Raw genomic sequence first — 16238 nt, 5'->3', positions numbered from 1 at the left:
GCCGCGGGTGAAATGGAAACGAATGCTTGGCGGCTGCCGTGAGGCGGTCCGCACGATCGATCTGCCGTTGCTGATCGCGTTGTTGATCCTGATGGGCGCGGGCCTGGCGGTGCTGCACAGCGTGAACGGGCCGGTGCATGGGCAGGCGATGCGCTTCGCCGGTGGCCTGGTGGCGATGTGGCTGCTGTCGCGGGTTTCGCTGCTGCGCCTGCGCGCGTGGACGCCGGCGATCTATGCACTGTCGATGCTGCCGCTGATGGCGGTGTACGTGATCGGCACCGGCAAATACGGGCAGCGCTGGCTCAACCTCGGCGTGTTCTACCTGCAGCCCTCGGAACTGCTCAAGCTCAGCCTGCCGTTGATGATGGCCTGGTATCTGCACCGCCAGCCGTTGCCGCCATCGCCGCGCACGGTGCTGACGGCCGCAGTGCTGATCGGGGTGCCAGCGCTGCTGATCCTGATGCAGCCCAATCTCGGCACTGCCACCCTGGTGACGGCCAGCGGCGTGTTTGCATTGCTGCTGGCTGGGCTGCAATGGCGCTGGGTGGTGGCCGGCTTGACTGCGGTATCGGTGGCTGCGCCACTGGCGTGGTTCGGGCTGCTGCGGCAGTACCAGAAGAACCGCGTGCTCACCTTCCTGGATCCGGCCGCCGATCCCTTGGGCACCGGTTGGAACATCCTGCAGTCGCGCATCGCCATCGGCTCCGGTGGCATGCAGGGGCGCGGCTGGGGCCACGGCACACAGGCCACGTTGGATTTCCTGCCCGAGTACACCACCGATTTCGCGTTCTCGGTGTTGGCCGAGGAATTCGGCTGGATCGGCGTGGTGACGGTGTTCGCCTTGTATCTGTTCGTGGTCGGGCGTTGCCTGTCGATCGCGGTGCAGGCACGCGACACGCACGCGCGGTTGTTGGCCGGCAGCCTCGGCCTGGCGTTCTTCGTGTACGTGCTGGTCAACGGCGGGATGATTTCCGGCTTGCTGCCGGTGGTGGGCATTCCGATGCCGCTGATCAGCTACGGCGGCACTTCGGCGGTGTCGTTGCTGGCGGGGATCGGCCTGGTGATGGCCGTGCGTGGGCATCGGCCGGTACACGCGTAGGTTTCCAGCCAACGGCGCAGCCCCTCGCGGGTGGCCGCTCAATGCGATTCATCGATTGGGCCGGGCGGGTTGGGTTCGCGGGGGACGCCGTGAATCCGTCCATGGAGGCTTGGCCGCGCCATCCATGGCGCGGACACCCCCGCGAACCCAACCCGCCCGGCCTCTGACGGTTTCCTGCGGCGTCCACCCACGCAAGAAGAAAAAAGATCAAAAGCAAAAGCAGCATGGCCGGTTGCCCGCGCTTCCAGTAGAGCCGAGCCCGCGCTCGGCTCAGAGCGAAGCGACCCGCTGTTGCTCTTCGCTCTTCTTTTCTCTTTGCGTGGGTGGACGCCACAGGAACGTGTCCGTGGCCGGGTAGATGGGTTGCGCAGGGGCGTGAGCCGCATGGATGCGGCGACCGAGCTTACAGGGACGTACTTGCAGCGGCCCCTGCGCAGCCCATCTACCCGGCCCTCCCCATGAATCGCTTCGCGGCCACCCACGAGGGGCTGCGCCGTTCGCCGACCTTCGCCGCCGATGCACACATGAATCTGCGCAAGCGCATTTCTGTAATCGTTCCCACAACGCCGCACAGCAGCATGGCCGCTGACGAAGTTCCATTAAAAGTGGGCGCCAATTCACATTTTGACGCCGCGTTGATCCTGATCAATGGACTTGTCGCAATCGGCCTGCACAATGGCGGCCCGTTCGGCATGGCGCGCCGTCTTTGATGCAGCGCGAGGGGCGTCGGATGGGAAAGCAGTACTGATCCAACAGGTACAAGGAGCGCGGAGCACTGCCACTGGGGAGCGGCAGCCGCGCAGGTACCGACCGGGTCCGGTGGCCGGTTGCGTCTGCGGGGATGGGGACGCAACCGGCAACCTCTACCTGAATGGGGTAGGTCAATCACGACGCCTTCACATTTCATGCTGAACGCGAGCAAATCGTTGTGATTCATGGCCTTAGGGGTTTTAATTCATCCATGACCTGCTAACCTGCGGTGATGATTCGACGTTCTCTGGCCTGCATGCTCACCCTCGGCCTGGTCGCCTGTGCGACCCAGCCGACGTCCCCACCGACTTCGCCCCAGGCCAGCAGTACGCCGCGCCACCCGGCGGCCAAGCCTCAGGCCCCGGCCGAAGCCGCGCCTGAAGCGCCAGCCGCTACGGCAACGCCGGTCGATCTCACCCCGGTGCCGTTCGAAACCGCGCGCGCCAGATTCATTGCCGACACTGCCAAGCGCTACGGCCTCAAGCCCGACGAGATCCGCAACGTGCTCGACCAGGCGCAGGTGCGCCAGCCGATCATCGCCGCCATGTCGCGGCCGGCAGAGCGGGTCAAGCCGTGGAACGAATACCGGCCGATGTTCATCAGCAAGGCACGCATCGATGGCGGCAAGGCGTTTCTTGCCCAGCATCGCGCCGAACTGGACCGTGTGCAGCAGCGCACCGGCGTGCCGGCGGAAGTGATCGTGGCGATCATCGGCGTGGAAACCAGCTACGGCAAGAATGCCGGCAGCCATCGCGTGCTCGACGCCTTGTATACGTTGGCCTTCTATTACCCGCGCAGTGGCGACCCGACCAAGCTGGAGCGCGAAGTGCGCCGCGAGCTGTTCTTCCGCGATGAACTGGCCAAGCTGTTCGAACTCGGTCGCGAGGAAAAGCTGGACATCACCACGCTCAAGGGCAGCTATGCCGGCGCGATGGGCATGGGCCAGTTCATGCCCTCCAGCTATCTGGATTACGCGGTGGACGGCAACGGCGATGGTCGCCGTGACTTGTTCACCAGCTACGACGACGTGTTCTCCTCCATCGCCAACTACTTCGTGAAGAAGGGCGGTTGGGTGCGTGGCGGCCAGGTTGCCGTGCCGGCCACGCTCGCCGCCGACCGCGAGGAGTTCAACCCGACCGAGTGGATGCCCACCTGGTCGCTGGCCGACCTGGCCCAGCGCGGCTACCAGCCCAGTGCGCCGGTGCAGCCGGGTGCCACGGCCACCCCGATCACCCTTGAAGGCAGCACCGGCAAGCAGTACTGGCTGGGCTTCCAGAACTACTACGCAATCACCCGCTACAACCTCTCGAAGATGTACGCGATGGCCGTGTTCCAGTTGTCGCAGGCCATTGCCGGACAGGAGCTGCCCCCGGCATGAACATCAGATGGCTGGTCCCTGGATTGATCGTCCTCGCGCTGGCCGCCTGCAGCAGCGCGCCGAAGAAGCCGGCGACCGCCGGCCACGGTGGCAAGACGTCCAGCACGGTGGTGCAGGGCAAGGGCGGGCGTCCGGCGCATTGTCCGGAGGGCTCGCCGTACGCGGCCGCCACCGAGGACATGTCCACGCGTGGCAACTACACCGCCGGTGGCCTGTACAAGCCCGGTGTGAAAGACACCACGCCCAGTTACGTGCCCAACGTGGCCTGCATTCCCGAGCCGCTGGTCACCAATGAGGACCGATCGGCGATCGGCAACAAATCGCCCTACGTGGTGCTGGGCAAGCAGTACAAGGTGCTCGACGACACCCGCAACTACGTCGAGCGTGGCACTGCTTCGTACTATGGCGCCAAGTTCCACGGCCGCCTGACCTCGAACCGCGAGGTCTACGACATGTACCAGTTCACCGCTGCGCACAAGACCTTGCCGCTGCCCAGCTTCGCCCGCGTGACCAACCTGGACAATGGCGAATCGGTGATCGTGCGCGTCAATGATCGTGGTCCGTTCCACGATGGCCGCGTGGTCGATCTCAGCTATGCCGCCGCCGTGCGCTTGGGCATCACCCAGCGCGGTACCGGCAACGTGGAAGTGCGCGCGGTGCAACCGGGTGAAACCAACCTGATGGCGCAGAAGCCGTCGCGCCGCGAGCGCCGTGCTGCTGAAGCGGCTGCGGCCACCGCTGCCGTCGCCAGCGCCCGCCCCGCACCTGCTGCACGCGCGGTCGCCGACAGTGACATCGATCGCCTGGTCAAGCGCCTGCCGGCCGACGCCGCGCCCGAGCGTGGGCAGCCGGCTACCACCCAGGCCGCGGTCAGTACGATGCCGGAGGTGGCGGTCAGCAGCCTACCGCCCAGCGCACCCGCGTCGCGCCCCGCAGCGCCGGTCGTGGCCACCGCCGTGCCGCGCGGCCCGGCCCCGGCCAGCAGCCCCAGCCTGTCGCAGAAGGTGGTGGGCGCGGTGATGCTGCAGGTCGCCAGCTTCTCCAACCGCGACAACGCCAACCGGGCGATGGGCCAGCTCAACGCCGCCGGCATCGTCGGTGCCACCATCAGCGACATCGCTGCCGGTGGTCGTACCCTGTGGCGCCTGCGGGTTCCCGCCAGCGACCATGCCAGCGCGGCGGAACTTGCCGGGCGCATCTCGGGTCTGGGCTTTGGCTCGCCACAGATCGTCAAGGACTGATTCCGCCCGGGCCGGTGCTGCCGGCCCTTGCCACCCCGGCCTTACAATGGTCACCTCGCCCCATCCTTCATTTTCCGGCCGTCCCCTGGAGCCTGCTGTCCCATGAATTTCCGTTCCGCCGCCACTGCCCTGGCCGCCACCCTGGTGGTGGGCCTGGCCTCCGCCCAGACGCCGCTGCCGACCCCGGCCACCCCGACGCCTGCCGCTGCTGCTGCCCCCGCCACCGTGGCCACGCCGCCGGCGCCCGCACCCCGCGTGTCCAAGGCCTGGGTGCTGATGGACTACGCCACCGGCCAGGTACTGGCAGGTGAGAACGTCAATGAACAGCTGGCCCCGGCCAGCATCACCAAGGTGATGACGTCCTACGTGATCGCCGCCGAGGTCAAGAACGGCAAGGTCCGTCCGGACGACCAGGTGATGATGAGCGAACGCGCCTGGCGCGAAGGTGGTGCTGGCACCGACGGCAGCTACAGCGGCTTCCCGGTCAACCAGACTGCACGCCTGGAAGACATGGAAAAGGGCATGGCGATCCAGTCCGGCAATGACGCCGCGATCGCCCTGGCCGAGCACGTGGCAGGCAGCGAAGAAGCCTTCGCTTCGCTGATGAACAGCTACGCCGCCAAGATCGGCATGAAGAACTCGCACTTCGTGAACGCCCATGGCCTGACCGCCCCGGGCCATCACAGCAGCGCCTACGACCTGGCCCTGCTCGGCCGCGCGATGGTGCGCGACTACCCGGAAACCTACGCGTACAACAAGATCAAGGAATTCCAGGTCGGCAACATCAAGCAGCCGAACCGCAACCTGCTGTTGTGGCGCGATGGCAGCGTGGACGGCATCAAGACCGGCCACACCTCCGAAGCCGGCTACTGCCTGATGAGCTCGGCCCAGCGCGGTGACCAGCGTCTGGTCGCGGTGGTGCTGGGCGGCGAGTCTGAAAAGCAGCGCGCCGATGACAGCCTGGCCCTGTTGAACTGGGGCTTCCGCTTCTTCGAGACCCACCGCTTGTACGAGCCGGGCAAGGCCGTGGCCGAGCACAAGGTATGGAAGGGCACCACCGACAAGGTGCAGCTGGGCGTGGCGCAGCCGATGCTGGTCAGCGTGCCACGCGGTCGCTACAACGACCTGAAGCCGAGCATCGACGTGCCCAAGACCCTGGAAGCACCGTTCACCGCTGGCCAGCAGATCGGCACCGTCAAGGTCACCCTGGATGGCAAGCTGGTGGCCGAAGCGCCGCTGGTGGCCGTGGCAGCGGTCGAGCAGGCCGGCTTCTTCAAGCGCCTGTGGGACAGCTTCTGGATGTGGTGGGAATCGGAATGATCCGCAGCCTGCTGCGGTGAACGGAAAAGGCCGGCGAATGCCGGCCTTTTCTGTTTCGGGAGCCGGCTCTGCATGAGCCCGTCCGGATGCCGGTAATGCCGGCCGCTCATGATGCCGCCCGGATACGGGTAGTGCCGGCCGCTGGCCGGCTCCCCATGAGCCCATCCGGCTATACCTGGAGCCGGCCAGCGGCCGGCACTACCACCGGCCCATCCGGCTATGCCTGGAGCCGGCCAGCGGCCGGCACTACCACCCTCAGCCCGATCGCTTACAGCGAGCGGCTGATGGTGAAACTGCCAAACACCGGCGACTGCCGCTGGCCATCGAATTCGCGGGTGCTGTGGTAGCGCGCCATCGCGAACTTCCAGCGGCCGCGCATCACCGCGATGCCATAACCGCCTTGGGCGACCACATGACGCTTGTCCACGCTGTGGCTGTTGCGGAACGTGTTGCCATCCAGGGTGATATCGCGGATCACCCACGCCGCATCGGTGGTGGCAAACAGGTGCCACGACCAGCCGCTGGGCTTGCTACCCCGGGTTGGTGCGGTGTTCTCGCCGGCCGGGCGCAGCGGGGTGCTGCCGAAATCGTCCGGCAGCTTCCAGCCGAAGCGCACTTCGCCGCCGATGTTCGCCTTGGTTTCCAGGTTGCCGATCGAACCGCCGTAGTGGCTGATCGCATCCCAGCCCCAGCCGTCGGCATTGACGCTGGCATCGCCCGGCCAGCGGCGCATGCGTTCGTGGGTCAGCATGAACACCGGTTCGTTGTGCAACTGGTTGTCCCAACCCTTGAACTTCTCATCGCCCAGCACGCTGTGCACGGCGTCCTGCACCTGCTTGCCCTGCGCCCACGGCCCGACCACGCCCAGCGACAGCTGGGTGGTCTGCAGGCGATCGCCACTGCGCGCGTTGAAGCCGAAACTGACCAGCAGCACGCCGGCATACGGCCGGTCATCCTCGATCAGGTCGCTGCGGGTCGGGTCGGTAGGGGTGAAGATGCCCTGGGCCATGCTGAAAATCATGTTCTGCTGTTCGAACTTGCCCGGGTGCAGTGCCTCCAGGTGGCTGTTCACCCAGCGCGCCAGGCGCGGCAGGCAGGGGTCATCGGTGTAGTCGACCAGGTTGGGCGAAACCAGGGTCAGCTGGGCGCCATTGGTATAGCCCTGGTCCTGGTGGCGGCCGCCGAACAGGTCGTTGTCGACGCGGAAATTGACCTGCGGTGGATGCTCGCGCATCGCGTCCGGGCCGCATTGTTCGGCCGCCTGGGCGGAAAGGGGAAGGGCGGTGGCCAGCAGGCCGGACAGCCCGAAAGCTGCGAGGTGACGCATGGATGGGATGATCATCGGGAAGGGGGCTTTTGTTTGTCGTTTTATGCAACGACACGTTACTCCCGGTGCCGTGACGGAACGAGCGCGCTGGGATCACTTGTCTGTTCCGAAAACAACATTGTCTGATCGATACAATTGGTTACCGCAGGCGGAGCCGAGGGGACGGGGGCGGGCCCCTCGGAGTTGGATCCGGGCCTGAATGGACGTTCAGCTGCAACGCAGCGGCCCGCCTGCGGTGCCGCCGGCCTATGTGAATACTCTTGGGTTTGTTGCCCTGCGGCCCGATAATGGGCGCATGGAAATCAAGTCCGACAATCCCGAACACGGCTTCCAGTTCCCCGGTCAGTTCGAGCTCAGCGCGATGGGCCCGGCCAACCGCGGCCTGGAGCATGAACTCCCCCGCCTGCTGCTGGCTGCTGGCGTTGACGTGGTGAACGAGCGCATCAGCTGGAAGCATTCGTCCAACGGCAAGTACGTCTCGGTGCGCCTGGTCTTCCGGGCCGAGAACCGTGAACAGTACGACGTGGCCCACCAGGCCCTGCGCGACCACCCGGAAGTGAAGTGGACGGTGTAGCCGTCAGCTGCCCTGCCGAAGTGGCGGCCCCCGAGGCGCGTCCGCCGCGCCCGGCGGTGGTCCGTGACCTGGGGCGCCAGCCCTACGAACCGGTCTGGCACGCCATGCAGCGTTTCACCGACCAGCGCGACGACGACACGCTCGACGAACTGTGGGTGGTCGAGCACGATCCGGTGTTCACCCTGGGCCAGGCCGGCAAGGTCGAGCACGTGCTGGCGCCGGGTGAGATCCCGGTGGTCCACGTCGATCGCGGCGGCCAGGTGACCTACCACGGCCCCGGCCAGATCGTGATCTACCCGCTGCTGCGTCTGCCGCGGCTGGGCATCGGCGTGCGCGACTACGTGTGCCGCATCGAGCAGGCCATCATCGACACGCTGGCCGAGTGGAACATCGGTGCCGAACGGCTCGACGGCGCCCCGGGCGTCTATGTCGGTGGCGCCAAGATCGCCGCGCTCGGCATCCGCGTGCGCCGCGGCTGCACCTTCCATGGCCTGGCCTTCAACGTGGCCATGGACCTTGACCCTTTCCATCGCATCAACCCCTGTGGTTACGAGGGGTTGCAGGTGACCACGGTGCTAGACTTGGGCGGTCCGTCCGGGATGGACGCCGTCAAGCCGGTGCTGCTGGACCACCTGGCCCGCCAGTTCGGCCTGCTGCTGCAGCCCGTGCCTGAACTGCCTGATCTCTCTGCGGCCGCCTGACCGCCCCCGGAAACGCCATGACTGAAACCACTGCCCGCACCATTCCCCTGCAGATCGTGCAGGCCGAGCTTCCGTCCACCGCGCCGTTGCAGGCCGGGGTCAAGCAGATGGGTGGGGACAAGATCAACCGTTCGCCGGTGCAGTTCGCCGACGTGCCGGTGCTGCGCAAGCCCTCCTGGATCCGCGTGCGCATTCCTTCGGGCAATGCCGTGCAGAACCTGAAAGCCAAACTGCGCGAGAACCGCCTGGTGACTGTGTGCGAAGAGGCCAGCTGCCCGAACATCCACGAATGCTTCAGCCACGGCACCGCCACCTTCATGATCCTGGGCGAGGTCTGCACCCGTCGCTGCTCGTTCTGCGACGTGGCACACGGCCGGCCGAAGCCGCCCGATGCCAACGAGCCGGCCAGCCTGGGCCAGACCGTGGCCGACATGGGTCTGAAGTACGTGGTGGTGACCAGCGTCGACCGCGATGACCTGCGCGACGGCGGTGCCCAGCACTTTGTCGACTGCATCACCGCCATCCGCGAGAAGTCGCCGGGCACCCGCATTGAAGTGCTGACCCCGGACTTTCGCGGCAAGGGCCGCATGGAGCGCGCGCTGGAGATCCTCGCGCAGAACCCGCCGGATGTGTTCAACCACAACATCGAAACCGTTCCGGACCTGTACCGCAACGTGCGCCCGGGTGCCGATTACCAGTGGTCGTTGAACCTGCTGAAGAACTTCAAGGCACAGCACCCTGACGTGCCGACCAAGTCGGGCATCATGCTGGGCCTGGGCGAAGACTTCGAACAGATCAAGGCCACCATGCGCGACCTGCGTGCGCACAACGTGGACATGATCACCATCGGCCAGTACCTGCAGCCGACCGCGCATCATCACCCGGTGCTGAAGTACTGGACCCCGGAAGACTACAAGGCGCTGGAAGTCTACGGTTACGAGCTGGGCTTCAGCCACGTGGCCTCCGGCCCGATGGTGCGCTCGTCGTACCACGCCGACGTACAGGCCAAGGGCGCCGGCGTTTCCTGACGCTCCGCCGGTGGGTGCGGACCGTTGGTCCGCACGCCTTCGCCTGCATTCACAATTTGCTACACCGGCCCCGCTAGGCTGGTTTTCCACCGAACGTGGGCGGGTGACAAACCCGGCAACTTTCGGCACTGTCGCGGTGTCTGAACACCCTGCAGTCTCCCCCTTGGCAAGGCGCCTTCGAGCACGTCAATGAAATTCAAAGCCCCCGCATTCCTGATGGCCCTGGCGCTGGTCGCGCCGCTGGCGCTGGCGGCCAAGGCCGACTCGCCGGCGTTGCCGGCTGCCTCCACCGCCGATCAGGTGACCACCTCCAAGCTGGTGTACGGCCTGTTGTCCGACAGCCGCTACGCCTATCGCCCGCGTGCGCTCGATGAAGCCACCTCCAAGGATGTGTTCAAGCGCTACCTGGAGACGCTGGACGGCGGCAAGCAGTACTTCACCCAGGCCGACATCACCCGCTTCGCGCCGTTCCAGGCCGGCATTGCCAATGCCATCCGCGGCGGCGAACTGGAGCCGGCCTTCCAGGTGTTCGCGATCTACAAGCAGCGCGTCGGCGAGCGGGTGGCCTATGCGCGCAAGCTGCTCAAGCAGGAACCGGATTTCACCACCGATGAGCGCTTCGAGTACGACCGCAAGGACGTGCCGTGGGCGGCGTCCAATGCCGAGCTCGACGAGCTGTGGCGCAAGTCGGTGAAGAACGATTGGCTGCGCCTGAAGCTGGCCGGCAAGAAGTCCGATGACATCCGCAAGACGCTGGACAAGCGTTACGCCACCCTGGAAAAGTCGGTCAACGAGCTGAAGGGCGAAGACACCTTCCAGTTCTTCATGAACGCCTACACCAGCGCGGTTGATCCGCACACCGATTACTTCACTCCGCGTACCGCCGAGAACTTCAACCAGGCGATGTCGCTGTCGCTGGAAGGCATCGGCGCGCAGCTGCAGCGCCAGGACGACGTGGTGGTGATCCGCGAGATCATCGCCGGTGGTCCGGCTGCCGTGGATGGCACGCTGAAGCCGGGGGACCGCATTGTGGGTGTCGGCCAAGGCAAGTCCGGGCTGGTGGAAGATGTGATCGGCTGGCGCATCGATGATGTGGTGGCCAAGATCCGTGGCGCCAAGGACACCGATGTCAAGCTGGAATTCATTCCTGCCGAAGCCGGCGTTGACGGCAAGCACCACACGCTGGTGCTGACCCGGCAGAAGGTGCGCCTGGCCGAACAGGCCGCCAAGGGCGAGACCATGACCATCCCGTCCGCCAATGGCGAGCCGGCACGCAAGGTTGGTGTGATCAAGCTGCCGACCTTCTACCAGGACTTCGAAGGCCGTCGTCGCAACGCCGCTGACTACGCTTCGGCCACCCGCGACGTGGCCAAGCTGCTGGCCGGTTTCAAGACCGACAAGCTGGACGGCGTGGTGCTGGATCTGCGCAACAACGGTGGTGGTTCGCTGGATGAAGCCATCGAGCTGACCGGTCTGTTCATCGAGCAGGGTCCGGTGGTGCAGGTGCGCGAATCCGGTGGCCGTGTCACCGTCAACAGTGACCGCAACCAGGGCGTGGCATGGGACGGTCCGCTGGCCGTACTGATCAACCGTGGTTCGGCGTCGGCATCGGAGATCTTTGCCGGTGCCATCCAGGACTACGGTCGTGGCCTGGTCATCGGTGAAACCAGTTTCGGCAAGGGCACGGTGCAGAACATCGTCGACCTGGACCGTTGGCCGAGTGGCGAATCCCAGCGCTTTGGCCAAGTGAAGCTGACCATCGCCCAGTTCTTCCGCATCAGCGGCAGCAGCACCCAGCACAAGGGTGTGGTGCCGGACCTGGCGTTCCCGGCCAGCGTCGATGCCACCGAGTTCGGCGAGAGCACCTACGACAATGCGCTGCCGTGGACCCGCATCGCCGCGGTGCCGCACACCCAGTACGGCAACTTCGCGCCGCTGCTGCCGAAGCTGGAAACGCGCCATGACTCGCGTATCGCCACCGACAAGGAATTCCAGTGGTGGAACGAGGACGTGGAGCAGTTCCGTACTGAAGCAGCGAAGAAGTACGTTTCGCTGAATGAAGCGACCCGTCGTGCCGAGCGCGAGCGCCAGGACACCCAGCGCAAGCAGCGCCAGATCGTGCGCAAGGAACTGGGCCTGGCCCTGGACCCGCTGGCCGATGACAGCAGCGATGACGGCCTGACCGGCAACGAGCGCGACATCGTCAAGGATGCCGCCCGCGAGAAGGCCGCCGAGAAGCGCCCGGATCCGTTGCTGCGTGAATCGGCCTCGATCCTGGCCGACGCGGTGAACCTGCTGGAGGCCGACCGTCCGCTGTCGGCGCAGGTGCTGCCGCAGTCCACCGCCGCAGGCCGCTGGGCCGACTGATTGACTGAAAAAGGGGACGGAGGGGATTAAGTCGTTAGTGACACAAACGACTTAATCCCCTCCGTCCCCTTTTTTGCATGAACCGGGTACAACGGTGGGGGACGGGCCCGGTGTTTTCGACCCGGCGCACACGGCCAGGGGGCTACCCTCGTGATTACCGTCTTCGCAGGAGTACCCATGCGGGCCTCCCTTCTTTCTGCTTCCCTGCTGGCTGCCATCAGTGCCTTGGCATTGTCCGCCTGTGGCGGTCGTGCCGCCGACAGCAGTCTGTTGCGGGAGTCCTTCGACTCCGGCGACACCTTCTCGCGCACCGTCGATGGCCGTCCGGCCGAAGCCTGCGAGGCGGCACGGCGCACGCTGCTCAGCCAGGGCTATGCCATCGCACGGTCGGACGACGCGCAGGTGGAAGGCAACAAGAATTTCCAGCCGCGCGAGGATGACCACGAACAGCTGGTGCTGCGTATCTCGTGCGCGCCGCGTGGCAGCCAGGCGCTGGTGTTCGTCAGCGCCGTGCAGGACCGCTATGCGCTGAAGAAGAGCCCGACCTCGGCCAGTGTCGGCGTGGGCGCGTTGGGCTCGGTGTCGCTGCCGTTCGGCAGCAATGACGACTCGCTGGTGAAAGTGGCCAGCAGCACGATCACCGATGCCGAATTCTATCGGCGCTTCTTCCAGCGCCTGCAGCAGTACCTGCCGGCGGCAGTGAAAGCAGAGCCGCAACCGCAACCGCAACCGGCTGCGCTGCCGCCGCCCCCCGCCGGGCCTGAGCCCGAACCAGCGCCGGCAGCAACGGACCAGGGCTGAACGTGCGTGGCAGGGTGATGGCCTGGGCCCTGCTGCTGGGCTGGCCGCTGAGCGCACTGGCCGCTACGGCCGAGTGCACCCAAGGCCTGCTGCAGCGGCTGGGATGGCGCTTCGAAACCACCGCGATCAGCGCACCGCAGGTGCAGGATGGGCCGGTGTGCACGCGTGCCTCGCTGGCCGAGGCGCAGGCGGCCGGTGATCTGCGTGTGCGCTGGCCGGATACGCTGGCTGAGGCCGACCGGCAGGCCCTGTTGCAGCAGCTGCTGGACGACCCGGCCACGGTCTGCGCCTACGCGTTTGAACTGGGCACGGCCGTGCAACGTGCCACGCAGGCACTGCAGGACAATGAAACCTTCCGCTTCACCGGTGTGCAGCTGGGTTGGATAGGCTTTGGCGCTCGTGGTGCCCAGGCACAGGGGTGGCAGCGGGTACGCAGCTTCGGCCGCGGCTATGTACCGGCCGCCAGCAACAGCCGCGCACTGGATGCGTTCTATACGGGCCACGTGCGCGCCGAGTGCGGTGTCGGCCGCCAGGTCGCGCAGCTGGCCACGCAACGCGAGCTGTACGGCGATGCGGCCTTCGATACGGAATTCGCGCCCGCCGAACTGTCCATCGGCACGTTCCTTGGCCTGCACGACACCGACAGCATCCTGTTGGGTGCGCAGGCAGGCCAGTTCATGGCCGACGGCAAGGCCGTGCGCACGTCGGCGATGGGGCGGCAGGCCTTTGTCGGACTGCCGGGCTTCATCGAACACGTCTTCGACAAAGGCACCTTGGACGATCTCAGCAACCAGGCGGAGAACTTCGTCGTGGTGGAGGTGGGCGAGGGCGCCGCGCAGGCGCTGGCCGCGCACGGCGGCCTGGCCTGGTACGACCAGCGCAATCGTGCGCTGTGGCAGCTGGCGCAGGGTATTCCGCGCGTCGGCCAGCGCTACTTCGAGCGGCTGCTGTACGAGCGTGATCCGGCCCTGCGTGAGCAGTTGGCCCCGCGCTATCGTGAAATCGTGCAGCAGATGGACCAGTTGCTGGACGATGCGTTCTACCAGCAGTTCGTGATCTACGCGCACCCACGCGGTATACGTCCTGTCGGCTATCACATCATCCGCCTGCTCGACCGGAATCCGCGGACGCCGTTTTCCATCGACCTGGCGTTGCACAATCTGCATACCACGCTCTACCGGCGTTGGCGCGAGGCGCAGTTGCGCCACTGCGCGACGACGGGCCAGCCAGGCAGTCTGACTTCCGACAACAACTGAAGGTGAAACAATGGATATTGCAATGATCGGCCTCGGCCGCATGGGCGCCAACATGGCCCAGCGCCTGCACCGAGGCGGCCACCGCGTGGTCGGCTACGACCCGGGCGAGGGTGCCCGCCAGCGCGCCGCTGAAGCCGGCCTGGAAGTGGTTGATTCGCTGGCCGCCGCAGTGGCGGCGCTGCCGGTGCCGCGCGTAGTGTGGCTGATGGTGCCGGCTGGCGAGACCGTGGACCAGACGCTGGGCCAGTTGAACCCGCACCTGGCCGAAGGTGACGTCGTCATCGACGGTGGCAACTCCAACTACCAGGACTCGATCCGTCGCGCCAAGGCGCTGGCCGAAGACGACCTGGGCTACGTCGACTGCGGCACCAGCGGTGGCGTGTGGGGCCTACAGGAAGGCTACAGCCTGATGGTAGGTGGCGATGCCGCGGTGGTCGAGCAGATCGCACCGCTGCTGCGCACGCTGGCACCGGCCGAAGACCGTGGCTGGGCGCGCGTGGGCCCGTCCGGCGCAGGCCACTTCACCAAGATGGTCCACAACGGCATCGAGTACGGAATGATGCAGGCCTACGCCGAAGGCTTCGCGCTGATGGAGCGCAAGAAGGAAATGGAGCTGGACCTGGCCAAGGTGGCCGAAGTCTGGCGCCACGGCAGCGTGGTGCGTTCGTGGCTGCTGGACCTCAGCACCGAAGCGCTCAAGCGCAATCCCTCGCTGGATGGCATCGCACCGTACGTGGAGGATTCCGGCGAAGGCCGCTGGACCGTCGCCGAAGCGATTGCGCTGGACGTACCGGCCCCGGTGATCACCCTGTCGCTGCTCGAACGCCTGCGTTCGCGCGAGTCGAACTCGTTCACCGACCGCCTGCTGTCGGCGATGCGCAACGAATTCGGCGGCCACGCCATCAAGAAGTCGTAAGCACCGGTTTGACGTGGATCCACGCATGGCGTGGATCTACTGTGTCGACCAAGGTCGACACCCACCAAAAGCAGGCAATGCCGTGTCGACCAAGGTCGACACCCACCAAAAGCAGGCAATGCCGTGTCGACCAAGGTCGACACCCACCAAGAGCAGGCAATGCCGTGTCGACCAAGGTCGACACCCACCAACAGCCGCGTGAACCTGTCGAAGGCGGGGTGGGTCCGGTTGCGGGGGCGTGAGCCGCATGGATGCGGCGACCGAGCTTACATGGACGTACTTGCAGCGTCCCCCGCAACCGGACCCACCCCGCCATCCCTCAGCAGCCCAGCTTTTGACGTTGACGTTGACGTTGACGTTGACGTTGACGTTGACGTTGATTCGGCAGGTGCAGGGTGCAGCCCTGCCGATCACCCCACCTGCACTCGCCGCCCTTCGCGCGCACTGTCCATCCCCGCCTGCAACAACCGCATCACCTGCAGCGCCTGCTGCGCACTGACCGTCGGCGCGCCTTCGCCCTGCATCGCCGCTGCGAAGTCGGCATACAGGCGCCGGTAGTCACCGGGCAGGTTGTCCACGGTGCTGCGCTCGACGTTGTCCTCCGCATCGCAGTGCAGCAGTTCGCCGTGGCGCGGATCGACGCCCCATCCCGGTGCGCCTGGCGCGACGCCGCGACGCAGCTGCGCCTCCTGCACGTCCAGGCCGTGCTTGATCCAGCTTGCGCGGGTGCCATGCACGGCGAAACGAGGTGCAGGCGCAGCGACCAGTGAACCGGCATGCACGATCGCGCGATGGCGCGGGTAGTGCAGTACCGCGTGGAAATAGTCGACGCCGCTGCCGCCTTCGCGCTGCACGGCAAGGTCCGCATCGATCGCCTGCGGGCAGCCGAACAGCACCAGCATCTGGTCCAGCAGGTGCGGCCCCAGGTCGTACCACAGGCCGCTGCCCGGCCCATCCTGCTCGCGCCAGCGTTCGCGCACCTGCGGACGATAGCGGTCGAAATGCGCGTGGCATTCGGCGATGTCACCGAGTGTGTCGTCGGCACGCAGTGCCTGCAGGGTCAGGAAGTCCGCATCGAAGCGCCGGTTCTGGAACACGGTGACGATGCGTTCGGCGCTGCGCGCTGCAGCCAGCACCTGCTCGGCTTCGTCAACGTTCACCGCGAACGGTTTGTCCACCAGTACGTGCTTGCCAGCGGCCAGCGCGGCGATCGCCAACGGCGCGTGCTGTTCGTTCGGGGTGGCGATGACCACCGCATCCACTGCAGGGTCATCGAAGACCTCCTGCGCGGTAGCGCGTACGTGGACGTCGGTGAAGGTGCGCAGCAGCGTATCGCGCTGCGAACTGACCACGCTGTGCAGGGCCAGCCCCGGCGTGTGCTGGATCAGCGGGGCGTGGAAGACGCGGCCGGCAAGGCCGTAGCCGATCAGGGCCAGTTGCAGCTCAGGGCGCATGGGAGGACTCCGCGCAGATCGTGAAG

At 66.2% G+C, this 16238-nt stretch carries 14 protein-coding genes; 12 read left to right on the top strand and 2 right to left on the bottom strand.

What is annotated here, in order from left to right; translation table 11 throughout:
- Positions 1-22 precede the first annotated feature (22 nt).
- The 5 genes from rodA (at position 23) to ACEF39_RS17885 (ending at position 5788) form a co-directional block, all read left to right on the top strand.
- The gene (gene rodA / locus ACEF39_RS17905) at positions 23-1099 is read left to right on the top strand and encodes a rod shape-determining protein RodA (RefSeq protein WP_500286045.1); all 1077 of its coding nucleotides are present in this window, start codon (positions 23-25) and stop codon (positions 1097-1099) included.
- A gap of 458 nt (positions 1100-1557) precedes the next feature.
- Positions 1558-1809, top strand: a complete 252-nt coding sequence (locus tag ACEF39_RS17900; RefSeq protein WP_500286044.1) for a hypothetical protein — start codon at positions 1558-1560, stop codon at positions 1807-1809.
- A gap of 272 nt (positions 1810-2081) precedes the next feature.
- Positions 2082-3227: a lytic murein transglycosylase B gene (mltB, locus tag ACEF39_RS17895; protein ID WP_500286043.1), complete on the top strand. Its 1146-nt coding sequence runs from the start codon at positions 2082-2084 to the stop codon at positions 3225-3227.
- Positions 3224-4468: a septal ring lytic transglycosylase RlpA family protein gene (locus ACEF39_RS17890; RefSeq protein WP_500286042.1), complete on the top strand. Its 1245-nt coding sequence runs from the start codon at positions 3224-3226 to the stop codon at positions 4466-4468. Before mltB ends, ACEF39_RS17890 begins: the two co-directional genes overlap by 4 nt.
- 102 nt (positions 4469-4570) lie before the next feature.
- A complete protein-coding gene (locus tag ACEF39_RS17885; protein WP_500286041.1) occupies positions 4571-5788 on the top strand; it encodes a D-alanyl-D-alanine carboxypeptidase family protein in 1218 nt (405 codons plus the stop codon).
- 268 nt (positions 5789-6056) lie between these two features.
- Here the strand turns inward: ACEF39_RS17885 and ACEF39_RS17880 are convergent, their stop codons facing one another.
- Positions 6057-7115, bottom strand: a complete 1059-nt coding sequence (locus ACEF39_RS17880) for a lipid A deacylase LpxR family protein (protein ID WP_500286040.1) — start codon at positions 7113-7115, stop codon at positions 6057-6059.
- 295 nt (positions 7116-7410) lie between these two features.
- On the opposite strand from ACEF39_RS17880, the gene ACEF39_RS17875 reads away from it, so the two are divergent.
- The 7 genes from ACEF39_RS17875 (at position 7411) to gnd (ending at position 14758) form a co-directional block, all read left to right on the top strand.
- Positions 7411-7689 (top strand): YbeD family protein, encoded by a 279-nt coding sequence (locus tag ACEF39_RS17875; protein WP_032975372.1) that lies wholly within the window; start codon positions 7411-7413, stop codon positions 7687-7689.
- A gap of 20 nt (positions 7690-7709) precedes the next feature.
- Positions 7710-8390 (top strand): lipoyl(octanoyl) transferase LipB, encoded by a 681-nt coding sequence (gene lipB, locus ACEF39_RS17870; protein ID WP_229979891.1) that lies wholly within the window; start codon positions 7710-7712, stop codon positions 8388-8390.
- 17 nt (positions 8391-8407) lie between these two features.
- The gene (lipA, locus tag ACEF39_RS17865) at positions 8408-9418 is read left to right on the top strand and encodes a lipoyl synthase (protein WP_500286039.1); all 1011 of its coding nucleotides are present in this window, start codon (positions 8408-8410) and stop codon (positions 9416-9418) included.
- Between the two features lie 189 nt (positions 9419-9607).
- The gene (locus ACEF39_RS17860) at positions 9608-11785 is read left to right on the top strand and encodes a carboxy terminal-processing peptidase (RefSeq protein ID WP_500286038.1); all 2178 of its coding nucleotides are present in this window, start codon (positions 9608-9610) and stop codon (positions 11783-11785) included.
- Positions 11786-11962: 177 nt separating this feature from the next.
- The gene (locus ACEF39_RS17855; protein ID WP_500286037.1) at positions 11963-12586 is read left to right on the top strand and encodes a DUF2242 domain-containing protein; all 624 of its coding nucleotides are present in this window, start codon (positions 11963-11965) and stop codon (positions 12584-12586) included.
- Positions 12587-12603: 17 nt separating this feature from the next.
- Positions 12604-13842 (top strand): hypothetical protein, encoded by a 1239-nt coding sequence (locus ACEF39_RS17850; RefSeq protein WP_500286036.1) that lies wholly within the window; start codon positions 12604-12606, stop codon positions 13840-13842.
- A gap of 10 nt (positions 13843-13852) precedes the next feature.
- A complete protein-coding gene (gene gnd / locus ACEF39_RS17845) occupies positions 13853-14758 on the top strand; it encodes a phosphogluconate dehydrogenase (NAD(+)-dependent, decarboxylating) (protein WP_500286035.1) in 906 nt (301 codons plus the stop codon).
- A gap of 410 nt (positions 14759-15168) precedes the next feature.
- On the opposite strand, the gene ACEF39_RS17840 is transcribed toward gnd, so the two are convergent.
- Positions 15169-16212 carry an oxidoreductase gene (locus tag ACEF39_RS17840; protein ID WP_500286034.1) on the bottom strand — a complete coding sequence of 348 codons (1044 nt, stop codon included), beginning with the start codon at positions 16210-16212 and terminating at the stop codon, positions 15169-15171.
- Positions 16213-16238 lie beyond the last annotated feature (26 nt).

Origin of the sequence: Stenotrophomonas indicatrix (assembly GCA_041545745.1) — a bacterium.
Taxonomy (GTDB): domain Bacteria; phylum Pseudomonadota; class Gammaproteobacteria; order Xanthomonadales; family Xanthomonadaceae; genus Stenotrophomonas; species Stenotrophomonas indicatrix_A.
The sequence above is the reverse complement of the archived record's forward strand: the minus strand, read 5'-3'. Positions and strand labels throughout refer to the sequence as shown.

Bases quoted from the DNA above. Each gene is read 5' to 3' on its own strand.
- rodA (WP_500286045.1), top strand. From the start codon at position 23: ATGCTTGGCGGCTGCCGTGAGGCGGTCCGCACGATCGATCTGCCGTTG.
- ACEF39_RS17890 (WP_500286042.1), top strand. From the start codon at position 3,224: ATGAACATCAGATGGCTGGTCCCTGGATTGATCGTCCTCGCGCTGGCC.
- ACEF39_RS17860 (WP_500286038.1), top strand. From the start codon at position 9,608: ATGAAATTCAAAGCCCCCGCATTCCTGATGGCCCTGGCGCTGGTCGCG.
- lipA (WP_500286039.1), top strand. From the start codon at position 8,408: ATGACTGAAACCACTGCCCGCACCATTCCCCTGCAGATCGTGCAGGCC.
- ACEF39_RS17880 (WP_500286040.1), bottom strand. From the start codon at position 7,115: ATGCGTCACCTCGCAGCTTTCGGGCTGTCCGGCCTGCTGGCCACCGCC.
- mltB (WP_500286043.1), top strand. From the start codon at position 2,082: ATGATTCGACGTTCTCTGGCCTGCATGCTCACCCTCGGCCTGGTCGCC.
- ACEF39_RS17885 (WP_500286041.1), top strand. From the start codon at position 4,571: ATGAATTTCCGTTCCGCCGCCACTGCCCTGGCCGCCACCCTGGTGGTG.
- ACEF39_RS17840 (WP_500286034.1), bottom strand. From the start codon at position 16,212: ATGCGCCCTGAGCTGCAACTGGCCCTGATCGGCTACGGCCTTGCCGGC.
- gnd (WP_500286035.1), top strand. From the start codon at position 13,853: ATGGATATTGCAATGATCGGCCTCGGCCGCATGGGCGCCAACATGGCC.
- ACEF39_RS17855 (WP_500286037.1), top strand. From the start codon at position 11,963: ATGCGGGCCTCCCTTCTTTCTGCTTCCCTGCTGGCTGCCATCAGTGCC.
- ACEF39_RS17875 (WP_032975372.1), top strand. From the start codon at position 7,411: ATGGAAATCAAGTCCGACAATCCCGAACACGGCTTCCAGTTCCCCGGT.
- ACEF39_RS17850 (WP_500286036.1), top strand. From the start codon at position 12,604: ATGGCCTGGGCCCTGCTGCTGGGCTGGCCGCTGAGCGCACTGGCCGCT.
- ACEF39_RS17900 (WP_500286044.1), top strand. From the start codon at position 1,558: ATGAATCGCTTCGCGGCCACCCACGAGGGGCTGCGCCGTTCGCCGACC.